Below are 12590 nucleotides of genomic sequence, written 5' to 3'. Positions count from 1 at the left end.
TATTAATATTTATACTCATAAAATTTCTCATAATTCATATCTTGATTTTATTCAGGAAGAGAGCATTTTTGTTATGAATAACTATAAAGTAATAGGCGACCCATGTTATCTTTTAGAGTGCCGTTTTCCAAATAATGATTATTTAAATGCATTTCTTGCGCGATTAAATAAGCACGCAAACTATAATGTTTTAATGGCAATATAAAAGGCCAATCTCATTAATTAAACGGGGAACTAAAAGTGGCATGATTGCCATTTAATATTGAATTATATTGCAATAAACATCATTAATTTGGTAGTATTTATATTCATTTCTTTGCTAGTAATAAAAAACGAGGTAGCGAAATCTACATGGAAAATGTGATTCCGTTACCTCGTTTTTGTGTTTTTGCATATTTTGATGTCATACATACGATGATTTGACTATTTAGCGGTATGGGTCCATTCATTTTTGCCGCGATGTCTTTTTACGTGTGCATAAACATTGTCTGCAGCGTAGTCTAAATTAGTGTAAACCGTAATCGAGAATGCAGATTGGTTATCCTCAAATGCTTCTTCTGAAAACAATTCTTTAAGATGGCTAAAAAGACTTTCCATTTGTGAGCGGTCTAAACTTGGGTATTCTCGTAATGTTCTTTTGATTAGTTGGTCATGTCTTTCTTCAAGTGATTGTACAACAATAACAAAACGCTCATCAGTTTCTAAAATATCGTCAAATAGATTTGTTTGTCCAATCATAATTTCCACCTCTAAGTAATTAAATTATTAATCTTATTATACTATACTTTCTATATACTGAAAATAACACCAACTTCTGAAAAAGCAATTTCTTTTGTAACCAAGGTTAATTTATATAAAAGTAGGGAATACAATTACTATGTTATTAGCAAAAAATTCACCCCAAAAATTAGATTTCTAGTCTAACTTTTGGGGTGAATAGTATGATACTTGTATTAGTGGTTAAGTATCTAATTATAATCGTGGTTTTTTAAATCAATTTCTTCGAGTTTAACAATTTTAGTTTTTCTAATGTACTTATGGATAAAGTAAATTAAAGCTAATATAACCATTGGTAATAAGTTTCGGATTAACGCGCCGATATCACCAGCCAAAATTGCACCAAGTGAATTTCCTACAAATAGGAATAACAAAGCAATGATTACTATAATTGGTCCGAAAGGATAGAACGGTGCCTTATAAGGTAATACATCATCAGGATTTTTATTTTGTTTTTTAATTGCAGAACGCAGTCTGATTTGGGCTATTATACTAGATGCCCAAACAACAATGACTAAAGACCCAATGATATTTAGCAATGAAAATACAATGTCTGATTTAAATTGAGCTAAGATAATTACAAACAAGACAATGATAAACGTCACAAATATTGATACTATAGGTAATTTTGTAGTCTTATTAAGTTTACTTAAAAATTTAGGTGCTTGTTTATCTTCTGCCATTGAGAATAACATTCTACTTGTTGTATAAATTCCAGAGTTTGCAGCAGATAATAATGAAGTTAAAATTACTGCGTTAATTACTGATGCTGCAAATGCGATACCTACACGATCAAACACTATTGTAAATGGGCTTTGTGATACAGATTCACTTTCATTCAATAATAATGGATCAGTATAAGGAATTATCGCTGAAATGACCGCAATTGATAAAACATAGAATAATAAAATTCTCCAAAAGACTTGTCTAATTGCTTTGGGCATAGACTGACTTGGGTTTGAAGATTCGCCAGCTGTTACAGCAACGACTTCTGTGCCTCCAACTGAGAATCCAGCTACAAGTAAAACCCCTAAGAAACCAGAGATGCCACCAACAAAAGGTGCTTCTCCTGTTACATAATTACTCAAGCCATATGTCTGACCGCCTAAAATGCCTATAATTGTTAATACGCCAATAACGATGAAAATAATAATGGTTGCAACTTTAATGAGTGATAACCAAAACTCTGTTTCACCAAAGGCCTTTACTGAGAATATATTAAGTAAGAAAAGAATGACAAGGAAGATGATGCTCCAAGTGACAGGACTAAAAAATTGGAAGAAATCCCAATAATAAATTACACTAGAAGAAATAATAACATCGACACTTGTAACTAACAGCCAAATTGCCCAATATAGCCACCCCATAGTGAAACCGAGGGAGCTATCTACAAAACGTGTTGAATAGGAACTGAAAGAACCTGAAACAGGATAAAATGTAGCTAGTTCACCAATCGAAGCCATTAAGAAATATAACATCACACCAATGATTAAATAGGCAAGTATTGCGCCACCAGGTCCTGCTTGCGAAATCACGCTACCAGTAGCAACAAATAGGCCTGTACCAATTGCACCACCAATTGCAATCATCGAAATGTGCCGAGAATTAAGACCACGGTTCATATTGTTTTGTGCCATAATACAGTCTCCTATGTTCTATTAAATTTTAAATATATATTATCCATTCTAATGCTTTTGAGCTGTACAAGCAATGCTTTTTATGACTGTCTTGCTATAAATTTTCAAATATTTTGAAAATTAGTATTTATATGTATATTGTTAGTTGCTTTTAGAAAAATTATAGATTAAAATAAGTACTAGGTAATAATTATTATTAATTAGTAAAGGCGGGGGAATTTTGATGAGTAACAGGAAAAAATTAACGAGCCTCTTTGGCGCACCAGTCTCAGATAGAGAAAATAGTATGACAGCCGGCCCTAGAGGACCATTATTAATGCAAGATTGGTACTTTTTAGAGCAAATGGCTCATTTTGATAGAGAAGTTATACCGGAAAGACGTATGCATGCAAAAGGGTCAGGTGCTTTTGGTACTTTTACGGTTACAAACGATATTACACAATATACTTCAGCTAGCATTTTCTCTGAAGTAGGCAAACAAACTGAAATGTTTGCGCGTTTTTCAACTGTAGCAGGTGAAAGAGGCGCAGCTGATGCAGAACGAGATATTCGTGGGTTCGCGTTGAAGTTCTATACAGATGAAGGTAATTGGGATTTAGTAGGAAATAATACACCAGTATTCTTCTTTAGAGACCCGAAACTATTTGCTAGTTTAAACCACGCTGTTAAACGTGACCCAAGAACAAATATGAGAAGTGCACAAAACAATTGGGATTTCTGGACTTCTTTACCTGAAGCATTACATCAAGTAACAATTTTAATGTCAGACCGTGGTATACCTAAAGGTTTTAGAAATATGCATGGTTTTGGATCTCATACTTATTCTATGTACAATGATAAAGGTGAACGTGTTTGGGTGAAATTCCATCATAGAACGCAACAAGGTATTGAAAACTTACAACCTGACGAAGCGGCAAAAATTGTTGGGGAAGACAGAGAATCATCACAACGTGATTTATTCGAAGCAATTGAAAACAAAGATTATCCAAAATGGAAAATGTATATTCAAGTCATGACAGAAGAACAAGCGCGCAACCATAAAGATAATCCATTTGATTTAACAAAAGTTTGGTATAAAGGAGACTATCCTTTAATAGAAGTTGGAGAATTTGAATTAAATCGCAACCCAGACAACTATTTCCAAGATGTTGAGCAGGCTGCTTTCGCCCCAACTAATATTGTACCTGGGATTGATTTCTCTCCAGACAGAATGTTACAAGGTAGATTATTCTCATATGGCGATGCACAACGCTACAGATTAGGCGTCAATCATTGGCAAATACCAGTTAACCAACCTAAGGGTGTTGGCATTGAAAATATTTGTCCATTTAGCCGTGACGGTCAAATGAGAATTATAGATAATAATCAAGGCGGCGGCACACATTATTATCCAAACAGTGATGGTTCATTCGAAGATCAACCTGAATTTAAAAAACCTGGACTAAAAATTGAAGGTGAAGCATATGAATATGACTTCAGAGAAGATGACGATAATTACTTCGAACAGCCAGGACGTTTGTTCAGAATACAATCTAAAGAACAGCAAGCGCGAATTTTTGAAAATACAGCTAATGAAATGCAAGGTACTACATTAGAAGTTCAACATCGTCATATTCGCCATTGTTATAAAGCGGATAGTGAATATGGTAAAGGTGTGGCGAAAGCATTAGGTATCGACATAAATGATGTAGATTTAGAAATTGCAGATTAATCATTGCACGCTTATGATTAACAATTTACAATAAAAGTTTTAAAGCGCGCGTTTAAGATATAAACAAAACATGCCTATTTAAAATAAAGATGCACCTTCATTTCAAAATGGAAGGTGCATTTTATGTTTGAATTTTTGGGATATTCAATGCATATGTTTATCTAAGGGCATGTTTAATTTACGTTATTAGATAGGTTAATAAATATAAAAAGACAAACCAAATGTCATAAGTCATTTGGTTTGTCTTTAACTGTAAACATCATTTAATTAATCGTAACTGCTTAAATGTAATGCTGAACAGGGCACATTAGATTTAAGCGTGTAAGTCATTTATTTTAATTTGAATTATCTTGTCTTTATACCTAAGAAATTTTGCGAATAGAAATGCATTTTTCCACAATTGTTACATAATAATGTTATTAACGGCGTTGGATCATTACCTAAGGAAGCAGTTAACAATGGTAGGAAATAATGACCATCTAAAATTTCAATATCAGGACGCTCGCAGTTACACACACTTTTATCTTTTGTTTTTTCAGTTATTGAATCAATAATGTGTTTTTTTTGTTCATCCGTAATGTGACGATTTTCCATATAAAAATTCCCTCCAATATATTTTATATACTTATTTCATTATAAGGGTAGTTATGATTTATTAGAAGACCTTAAATGCATTTAATAGTGATATTTAAGTATATTATTGTTAATTAACGCTTTGTTGTGTGATTTAATGTATTGTTTCAACCCAGTTACATAGCGCGGTGTATCATTAATAGAAATTAAAACTGAAGTGCCCATCGGTAGTGTAAGTTGCCCCTTATCATAATTTATATATATAAGTTGTCATGTTAATTTAGTTTAGCGGTGTTTATTAAATTATACGAAAAAGCCTTTTTGTACTAAATTCCATATTTTATAACGATTTTGTAACGTGTTGACGCCAGGGAAGTATATGAGTGAGAGACTATAGGCTTGAACCATACCTCATACCTCAGGCAAGCATGCACGACCAAAACTGTAAGATTTTAAATAAAAAAAGAGCTAACCCATTACGGATTAGCTCTTCTTTTTAAGTGTCGTATTAAAAAGATAATGAAAGCACAGAATTATTTAGTTTCACGATGTAAAGTGTATTTATTTAATCGTGGGCAGAATTTTTTAAGTTCAATACGTTCTGGATTGTTACGCTTGTTTTTAGTACTGATGTAGTTACGATCGCCACATTCTGTACAAGCTAATGTAATATTTACGCGCAAAATTAACACCTCTTTCTTAACAGGAATCATTACGTTTTAAAATGATACCATAATTAATCAATATATTCAATGAAAAATGCTTTACTTAACTTGAAGATATCCTAATATACCTAACTATTATACCCCTTTTAAAAAATAATTTTTAATGACCAAATCGTTTTAGTTTGATTTATGAAAAGCATATGTTAATATTTAAAGCGTAACGATTACGATTTAAAGGAGAGAAAGATATGGCAAAAAAATCAAAAATTGCTAAAGAAGAAAAAAGAGAACGCTTAGTTGCTCAATATTATGAATTAAGAAAAGAGTTAAAAGCAAAAGGCGATTACGAAGCATTAAGAAAATTGCCTAGAGATGCTTCACCTACAAGACTAACACGCAGATGTAAGGTGAGTGGGCGTCCAAGAGGTGTATTAAGAAAGTTTGAAATGTCACGAATTGCATTTAGAGATTATGCACATAAAGGCCAAATTCCTGGTGTTAAAAAATCAAGTTGGTAAAATCAGACTTTAGTTCATTTACATTTAGAGTGAAACCATGTATATTATCTATTGGTAAAGATAAATAAAATGCTATTGTTCGGAAATAATCCTAATATATAGGATTATTTCCTTAGATAATTGTTGAATTCATTTAAAAATCTTACCTTTAAATACTGTTTCACTATTAAATGTTAGGGGTTTATATAATTATGAAAATATTTGATTATGAAGATATCCAGCTTATACCAAATAAATGTATTGTGAATAGTCGCTCAGAATGTGATACTGCAGTGAAATTCGGACCAAAAGAATTTAAATTACCTGTTGTGCCTGCAAATATGCAAACAGTGATGAATGAAACTTTGGCAGAATGGTTTGCTGAAAACGAATATTTCTATATTATGCATAGATTTGACGAAGCAGCACGTATACCTTTTGTGAAAAAAATGCATAGCAAAGGCTTGTTTGCTTCTATTTCAGTTGGCATTAAAGCACGTGAATTTGAATTTGTTGAAAAAATGGCAAACGATGGTGTAATTCCTGAATATATTACAATTGATATTGCACACGGTCATTCAGATGCTGTAATCCATATGATTCAACATATTAAAAAACATATTCCTGATTCCTTTGTTATTGCAGGTAATGTTGGGACGCCTGAAGGAGTTCGAGAATTAGAAAATGCGGGTGCAGATGCAACGAAAGTAGGTATTGGGCCTGGCCGTGTTTGTATTACTAAAATCAAAACAGGATTTGGTACAGGCGGTTGGCAATTAGCTGCTTTAAATCATTGTAGTAAAGCAGCACGTAAACCAATCATAGCTGATGGAGGTATTAGAACGCATGGTGATATTGCTAAATCAATTCGATTTGGTGCATCTATGGTAATGATAGGTTCATTATTTGCTGCTCATGAAGAATCTCCTGGCGAAACGGTTGAATTAGATGGTAAATTATATAAAGAGTATTTCGGTAGTGCATCTGAATTCCAAAAAGGTGAACATAAAAACGTTGAAGGTAAAAAAATGTTTGTTGAACATAAAGGTTCATTAATGGATACATTAGTTGAAATGCAACAAGATTTACAGAGTTCAATCTCATATGCAGGGGGTAACGATTTAAATTCATTAACTAAAGTGGATTATGTCATAGTTAGAAATTCTATTTTCAATGGAGATAGAGACTAATAATATAGTAGGTGTAAAAAATTAAACGATTTTTATTATATGTAATTGTACTTCTGTTAATTGTGTTAATTACTCCAATTAAAGAATTTGCACCGCTAGAATCGTTGCAGCAACAATTTAAATCAAAAGTAGACAGTTGGTCATCTGATAAGCCTTTAACTGAAAATACCTTAAAAGTACCTGATGAACAAGATTTTGCTTTGAATAATATTCAAATGAATATGTCTAAGGAAAAAGTAGAAGAAAAATTAGGTAAAGCAAAGCGTGTTACTTCAAACGAATATGGTACGAATTGGCATACGTATTATTCTGACGATTACAGAAGTTTTGTTATGGTGAGTTATATTAAAGATAAAGTAAATGGTTTGTATAGTAATCAAAATGTTATTTCTTCTAAATCTAAAATAAAATATAATTCTCCGAAAGATACAGTTAGAGATCGATTAGGTGACCCTATATCAACAAAACAAAAAGGTCATATAAATATAGACGTGCAAGATAGTGAATTTGACAATTTTAAAAAAGACAATATTTATACTACAGCATTTTATGACAAACATAACCAAAACCACTTAACAGCATTATTATTAATTAGTGAAGAAATGGAAAATAGACTTCAACAACAATATGGGGCGCCGTCGGATAATTTAGCTAAGAGCTTTGAATTGCAAAATTTTGACTTAGTAAACGCTGAAAGAGTGCAACATGGTTTAAATACTTTAGATTATTCAACAACTATTTCTGATACAGCACGTAAGCACAGTACTGATATGGCAGAAAATAACTATTTTAATCATAATAATTTGAGTGGAGATTCTCCGTTTGATCGTTTAGAAAGTGATGGACACGATTTTAATGCAGCCGGAGAAAACTTAGCTTATGGTCAACAAAGTAGTATTTATGCCCATCAAGGTTTAATGAATTCTTTAGGACATAGAAAGAACATTCTTAAAAAAGAATTTCGAACATTAGGTGTCGGCGTTGATTTTAATGAACAAAGACAACCTTATTGGACTGAAAATTACACTGGATAGTGTTTACGATTTGTTGAATGAGGGTATCTGTAACCTGTGAGGATGAGATATTATGACAACAAATAAAAAAGATCAAACAGAAGATATACTAGAAAAAGTTAAAGACGTTTTAGAAAAGAATGACGAAAAATAAGAGGTTGCGCTCAACGCGCAACCTCTTATTTTTGTTGAGAGTGTCTTTACTTACAAATAAAATAATTAAATTTCTCTGAAAAGCCCAACGACTTTGCCTAAAACAGTGACTTGGTCTAAATAAATAGGAGACATTGTACTATTTTCCGGTTGCAAACGATAACGTGTTTTTTCTTTATAAAAACGTTTGACTGTAGCTTCATTTTCTTCAGTCATTGCAACAATAATATCACCGTTTTCAGCAATTGTTTGGCTTCTGACTATAACTTTATCTCCATCTAATATACCAGCTTCGATCATACTATCACCAACAACATTTAAGATGAAAATGTCACTGTTATGCGTAGAAGTAAAATGTTCTGGTAATGGAAAGTATTCTTCAACATTTTCGACGGCAGTAATAGGAATACCTGCCGTTACTTTTCCAATTACTGGTACATGTATCGTTGATTCCATATTTGCAGATTCGCCTAGTTGTTCAGTTACAATTTCTATTGCACGGGGCTTGGTTGGATCTCTTTTTATATAGCCTTTTTCTTCTAGTCTTGATAAATGTCCATGTACGGTAGAGCTTGAAGCTAAACCCACAGCTTCACCAATTTCTCGAACACTTGGTGGATATCCTTTTGAATGAACGGTCTGTTTGATATATTCAAAAATTTCATTTTGTCGTTTTGTTAATTCTCTCATAATAGGCACTCCCTACGTTAATTTGTTTTTATTATAGCATGCATGATTCTTTTTTACAAACGTTTGTTCGTTTCAAGGTTGACTAGGAACAGATGTTCTGTTAGAGTTTAGACACAAACAAACGTTCTAGGAGTGACTTATAATGTTCAAATTATATATACATCAAATAAAGCCTTACTTCGTAGTCCTATTAGTTACTATGATTTTAAGTTCTATATTTATTTTAAGTGCACATAATAATGCTGAGTCGGAACAAACGTACGAAATGACAGATCATCAAATCCAAAACAACTCAATTCAAAACGAACAATATCAAATGGATTCAGTGGAAAAAAGCGAACAGAGCAATAAGCCATTTTTGGCAAGGGCAAAATAGAAATATCAAACATTAATTTATTTGGGAGTAAATTAATTGTCTGGTACATATGAAAGTGAGCGGAACTATTTCGTTTCGTTCACTTTTTTGTTATATTTTTTATATTATGAATTACGGAGGTTTAGTATGGCTAAAAACGATGCCGTAGATATCAAGCGTATAAATGAATTAGCAAAAAAGAAAAAAGAAGAAGGATTAACTGAATCTGAGGCTAAAGAACAATCTAAATTAAGAAAAGCGTATTTAGACTCTTTCAGAGATAATTTTAAAAAACAAATTGAAAATACTAGAGTAATTGATCCTGAAGGTAACGATGTAACACCTGAAAAAGTTAAAAAAATATTAGATTCAAAAGACAAAAAAGATAACAACTAAATCAATTTTTTGTTAAACAAACGTCAAATAATGTATAATGGTAATGAATCTTGCTATAAGAAAGGAAGTCATTTAGATGAATAAAGAAAAAGATCAATTAGCAATAGATACGATTAGAGCTTTAAGTATCGATGCTGTTGAGCAAGCAAACTCAGGACACCCTGGATTACCAATGGGTGCTGCTCCAATGGCATATACTTTATGGACACGCCATTTAAATTTCAACCCCCAATCAAAAGATTTCTTCGATAGAGATCGTTTTGTATTGTCTGCTGGTCATGGTTCTGCATTACTTTATAGTTTATTACATGTTTCAGGTAGTTTAGAATTAGATGAATTAAAACAATTTAGACAATGGGGCTCAAAAACACCAGGACATCCTGAATTCAGACATACTGATGGTGTGGAAGTAACTACAGGTCCATTAGGTCAAGGTTTTGCTATGTCTGTAGGTATGGCTATGGCTGAAAAACATCTTGCTGGTAAGTTTAACAAAGAAGATGCTAATGTAGTAGACCATTACACTTATGTACTAGCTTCTGATGGAGATTTAATGGAAGGTATTTCACATGAGGCGGCTTCATTAGCTGGTCATACGAAATTAGATAAACTTATTGTATTATATGATTCAAATGATATTTCTTTAGATGGAGATTTAAACAAAGCTTTTTCTGAAGATGTTAAGACTCGCTTTGAATCATATGGTTGGAAACACATTTTAATTGAAGATGGTAACGATATCGAAGCAATTGATAAAGCAATTGAAGAAGCAAAAGCTTCGGATGTACCAACAATGATTGAAGTTAAAACAATTATTGGTTACGGTGCACCAAACAAACAAGATTCTCATGGTGTGCACGGTGCGCCATTAGGTGAAGATGAAAGAAAATTAGCTTTAGAAAATTATGGTTTAGATCCTGAAAAACGATTCAACGTTCCAGATGAAGTTTATGAAATCTTCCAACAATCAATGCTAAAACGTGCAAACGAAAAAGAAGAAAGCTGGAACAAACTTGTTGAAACATACAGTGAAAAATATCCAGAATTAGCAGAAGAATTCAAATTGGCAATCAGTGGTAAATTACCAGCTAATTACGCTGATGCATTACCAGAATTTGAAGCTGGCCACAGTGGTGCGTCACGTGCAGATTCTGGAGAAGTTATTCAAGCGTTAAGTAAAACAGTACCTTCATTCTTTGGTGGTTCAGCTGACTTAGCTGGCTCAAACAAATCAAATGTAAAAGATGCTGTTGATTTTGATAAAGATACACCTGAAGGTAAAAATATCTGGTTTGGTGTTCGTGAATTCGCTATGGCTGCCGCAGTAAATGGTATGGCTGCACACGGTGGTTTACATCCATATGGTGCAACATTCTTCGTATTCAGTGACTATTTAAAACCAGCGCTTCGTTTATCTGCAATCATGGGCTTAAATTCAACATTTATTTTTACGCATGATTCCATTGCAGTGGGTGAAGATGGACCGACACATGAACCAATTGAACAATTAGCTGGTTTACGTGCCATCCCTAATATGAATGTTATCCGTCCAGCAGATGGTAACGAAACTCGTGTAGCTTGGGAAATAGCACTAGAAGCAGGATCAACACCGACATCATTAGTACTTACACGCCAAAACTTAACTACAATGGACTTGCCTAAAGAAACTGTAGAAGAAGGTGTACGTAAAGGTGCTTATGTAGTGTTTGAATCAGATAAAGCGCCAGAATTCTTGTTATTAGCAACAGGTTCAGAAGTTAATTTAGCTATTGAAGCTGCTAAAGACTTAGAAGCACAAGGTAAGGGTGTACGTGTTGTTTCTATGCCAAACTGGAACGCATTTGATCAACAAACAGATGAATATAAAGCATCTGTTTTACCGCCATCTATTACTAAACGTGTTGCTATTGAAATGGCTTCGCCACTTGGTTGGCATAAATATGTTGGTACTGAAGGTAAAGTAATCGGTATCGACGGATTTGGCGCAAGCGCTCCTGGTGATTTAGTAGTCGAAAAATATGGTTTCACTAAAGAAAATGTATTAAACCAAATTCAAACATTTTAAGTAGTTAAAGCTTAAACAAATATAAAAAAGTTTGGTATGAGAGCGATAGCTCTCATACCAATTTTTTATTATAAATAAAATTTGGATTATATTTACAAACTGAATTTATAATTGATATAATACATAAGGTTGGAAGTATAACTTAATTGAGTAGCTCTTGAAAAGGAGCACTTATTTTAGTAAAATTCATTAGGATAGGAAAGTGGGTGAAACAATGGCAACTTGGTTAGCGATTTTATTAATCGTGTTAGCACTAATTCTAGGACTAGTCGGTGGATTTTTCCTTGCAAGAAAATATATGATGGATTATCTGAAAAAGAACCCACCAATTAATGAAGAAATGCTACGAATGATGATGATGCAAATGGGTCAAAAACCATCTCAAAAGAAAATAAATCAAATGATGACGATGATGAATAAAAATCAAGACGACGCATTCAAGAAGAAAAAATAGCGCGTCATAAAAGGGCTGAATACTACTTTAGACAAGTAGTCATCAGCCCTTATTTTTAATTTGGTAGCATAAAGCATTTATTCACATTTGTAGTTTCAAATGCGTTATTTTATATTTCGCTCACTTTTTTGCTGTTCATGTGTAAGTCCACGAAAATAGACTTTTGTTTCACAATTTTTGAACCTTGTTAAATTTTGGCTGATTATAAAAATGCCATATGCTTGTATATAAAAAGGGTCTAATAACCACATGTTAGTATTTTATATTATTTTAAATCTTTGTCTATTTTTTAATATTAGGTCTCTCTTTTTAGACTTTTTTAAATGAATATGAATTACTTTAAATAGTGAAAGTATGATATTTATTTTTTAAATATTCAGTAAATATTTGATTGTAAAATCAAATTTGTTATAA

Annotated in this window: 13 protein-coding genes and 1 pseudogene; 9 read left to right on the top strand and 5 right to left on the bottom strand. The window is 32.6% G+C overall.

Annotation, left to right across the window (positions count from 1 at the left end; genetic code table 11):
• Window positions 1-205 (top strand): annotated as a pseudogene (locus IEU88_RS05635) (Lrp/AsnC ligand binding domain-containing protein); the annotation flags it as partial.
• A gap of 218 nt (window positions 206-423) precedes the next feature.
• Here the strand turns inward: IEU88_RS05635 and IEU88_RS05630 are convergent.
• Entirely contained in the window at window positions 424-738 is a 315-nt protein-coding gene (locus IEU88_RS05630; protein ID WP_096809949.1) for a hypothetical protein, read from the bottom strand.
• 230 nt (window positions 739-968) lie between these two features.
• A complete protein-coding gene (locus IEU88_RS05625) occupies window positions 969-2414 on the bottom strand; it encodes an amino acid permease (RefSeq protein ID WP_096809948.1) in 1446 nt (481 codons plus the stop codon).
• Between the two features lie 223 nt (window positions 2415-2637).
• Here IEU88_RS05625 and IEU88_RS05620 point away from each other — a divergent pair, with 223 nt between their 5' ends.
• Window positions 2638-4125, top strand: a complete 1488-nt coding sequence (locus IEU88_RS05620; RefSeq protein ID WP_096809946.1) for a catalase — start codon at window positions 2638-2640, stop codon at window positions 4123-4125.
• A gap of 345 nt (window positions 4126-4470) precedes the next feature.
• On the opposite strand, the gene IEU88_RS05615 is transcribed toward IEU88_RS05620, so the two are convergent.
• Together IEU88_RS05615 and rpmG are read right to left on the bottom strand one after the other, a co-directional pair.
• Window positions 4471-4719, bottom strand: coding sequence for a hypothetical protein (locus IEU88_RS05615; RefSeq protein ID WP_096809944.1), 249 nt, complete (start codon window positions 4717-4719; stop codon window positions 4471-4473).
• Window positions 4720-5231: 512 nt separating this feature from the next.
• Entirely contained in the window at window positions 5232-5381 is a 150-nt protein-coding gene (gene rpmG / locus IEU88_RS05610; RefSeq protein ID WP_017724369.1) for a 50S ribosomal protein L33, read from the bottom strand.
• 230 nt (window positions 5382-5611) lie between these two features.
• Between rpmG and rpsN the strand changes: the two genes are divergently transcribed.
• The 3 genes from rpsN to IEU88_RS05595 all read left to right on the top strand — a co-directional run bounded on the left by rpsN (window position 5612) and on the right by IEU88_RS05595 (window position 8084).
• Window positions 5612-5881, top strand: coding sequence for a 30S ribosomal protein S14 (gene rpsN, locus IEU88_RS05605; protein WP_096809942.1), 270 nt, complete (start codon window positions 5612-5614; stop codon window positions 5879-5881).
• Between the two features lie 191 nt (window positions 5882-6072).
• Complete coding sequence (guaC, locus tag IEU88_RS05600) at window positions 6073-7050, top strand: GMP reductase (protein WP_103373584.1); 978 nt, start codon at window positions 6073-6075, stop codon at window positions 7048-7050.
• A gap of 20 nt (window positions 7051-7070) precedes the next feature.
• Window positions 7071-8084, top strand: a complete 1014-nt coding sequence (locus IEU88_RS05595; RefSeq protein ID WP_103373585.1) for a CAP domain-containing protein — start codon at window positions 7071-7073, stop codon at window positions 8082-8084.
• A 198-nt stretch (window positions 8085-8282) separates the two neighbouring features.
• Here IEU88_RS05595 and lexA read toward each other — a convergent pair whose 3' ends face one another.
• On the bottom strand, window positions 8283-8906 hold the full coding sequence (gene lexA, locus IEU88_RS05590; protein WP_096809936.1) for a transcriptional repressor LexA: 624 nt from the start codon (window positions 8904-8906) through the stop codon (window positions 8283-8285).
• 142 nt (window positions 8907-9048) lie between these two features.
• Between lexA and sosA the strand changes: the two genes are divergently transcribed.
• From sosA to IEU88_RS05570, 4 genes are all read left to right on the top strand, one after another.
• Window positions 9049-9282, top strand: coding sequence for a DNA damage-induced cell division inhibitor SosA (sosA, locus tag IEU88_RS05585; protein ID WP_096809933.1), 234 nt, complete (start codon window positions 9049-9051; stop codon window positions 9280-9282).
• 126 nt (window positions 9283-9408) lie between these two features.
• Complete coding sequence (locus tag IEU88_RS05580) at window positions 9409-9657, top strand: DUF896 domain-containing protein (RefSeq protein WP_103373586.1); 249 nt, start codon at window positions 9409-9411, stop codon at window positions 9655-9657.
• Window positions 9658-9733: 76 nt separating this feature from the next.
• Complete coding sequence (gene tkt / locus IEU88_RS05575) at window positions 9734-11722, top strand: transketolase (protein WP_096809929.1); 1989 nt, start codon at window positions 9734-9736, stop codon at window positions 11720-11722.
• A gap of 214 nt (window positions 11723-11936) precedes the next feature.
• Window positions 11937-12176, top strand: a complete 240-nt coding sequence (locus IEU88_RS05570; protein WP_019467986.1) for a YneF family protein — start codon at window positions 11937-11939, stop codon at window positions 12174-12176.
• The last annotated feature ends 414 nt before the right edge of the window (window positions 12177-12590 follow it).

Origin of the sequence: Staphylococcus nepalensis (genome assembly GCF_014635045.1) — a bacterium.
Taxonomy (GTDB): Bacteria; Bacillota; Bacilli; order Staphylococcales; family Staphylococcaceae; genus Staphylococcus; species Staphylococcus nepalensis.
The sequence above is the reverse complement of the archived record's forward strand: the minus strand, read 5'-3'. Positions and strand labels throughout refer to the sequence as shown.

Coding starts and splice junctions, on each gene's coding strand:
- lexA (WP_096809936.1), bottom strand. CDS start 8,906: ATGAGAGAATTAACAAAACGACAAAATGAAATTTTTGAATATATCAAA.
- tkt (WP_096809929.1), top strand. CDS start 9,734: ATGAATAAAGAAAAAGATCAATTAGCAATAGATACGATTAGAGCTTTA.
- IEU88_RS05615 (WP_096809944.1), bottom strand. CDS start 4,719: ATGGAAAATCGTCACATTACGGATGAACAAAAAAAACACATTATTGAT.
- IEU88_RS05570 (WP_019467986.1), top strand. CDS start 11,937: ATGGCAACTTGGTTAGCGATTTTATTAATCGTGTTAGCACTAATTCTA.
- IEU88_RS05620 (WP_096809946.1), top strand. CDS start 2,638: ATGAGTAACAGGAAAAAATTAACGAGCCTCTTTGGCGCACCAGTCTCA.
- IEU88_RS05580 (WP_103373586.1), top strand. CDS start 9,409: ATGGCTAAAAACGATGCCGTAGATATCAAGCGTATAAATGAATTAGCA.
- guaC (WP_103373584.1), top strand. CDS start 6,073: ATGAAAATATTTGATTATGAAGATATCCAGCTTATACCAAATAAATGT.
- rpsN (WP_096809942.1), top strand. CDS start 5,612: ATGGCAAAAAAATCAAAAATTGCTAAAGAAGAAAAAAGAGAACGCTTA.
- sosA (WP_096809933.1), top strand. CDS start 9,049: ATGTTCAAATTATATATACATCAAATAAAGCCTTACTTCGTAGTCCTA.
- IEU88_RS05630 (WP_096809949.1), bottom strand. CDS start 738: ATGATTGGACAAACAAATCTATTTGACGATATTTTAGAAACTGATGAG.
- IEU88_RS05625 (WP_096809948.1), bottom strand. CDS start 2,414: ATGGCACAAAACAATATGAACCGTGGTCTTAATTCTCGGCACATTTCG.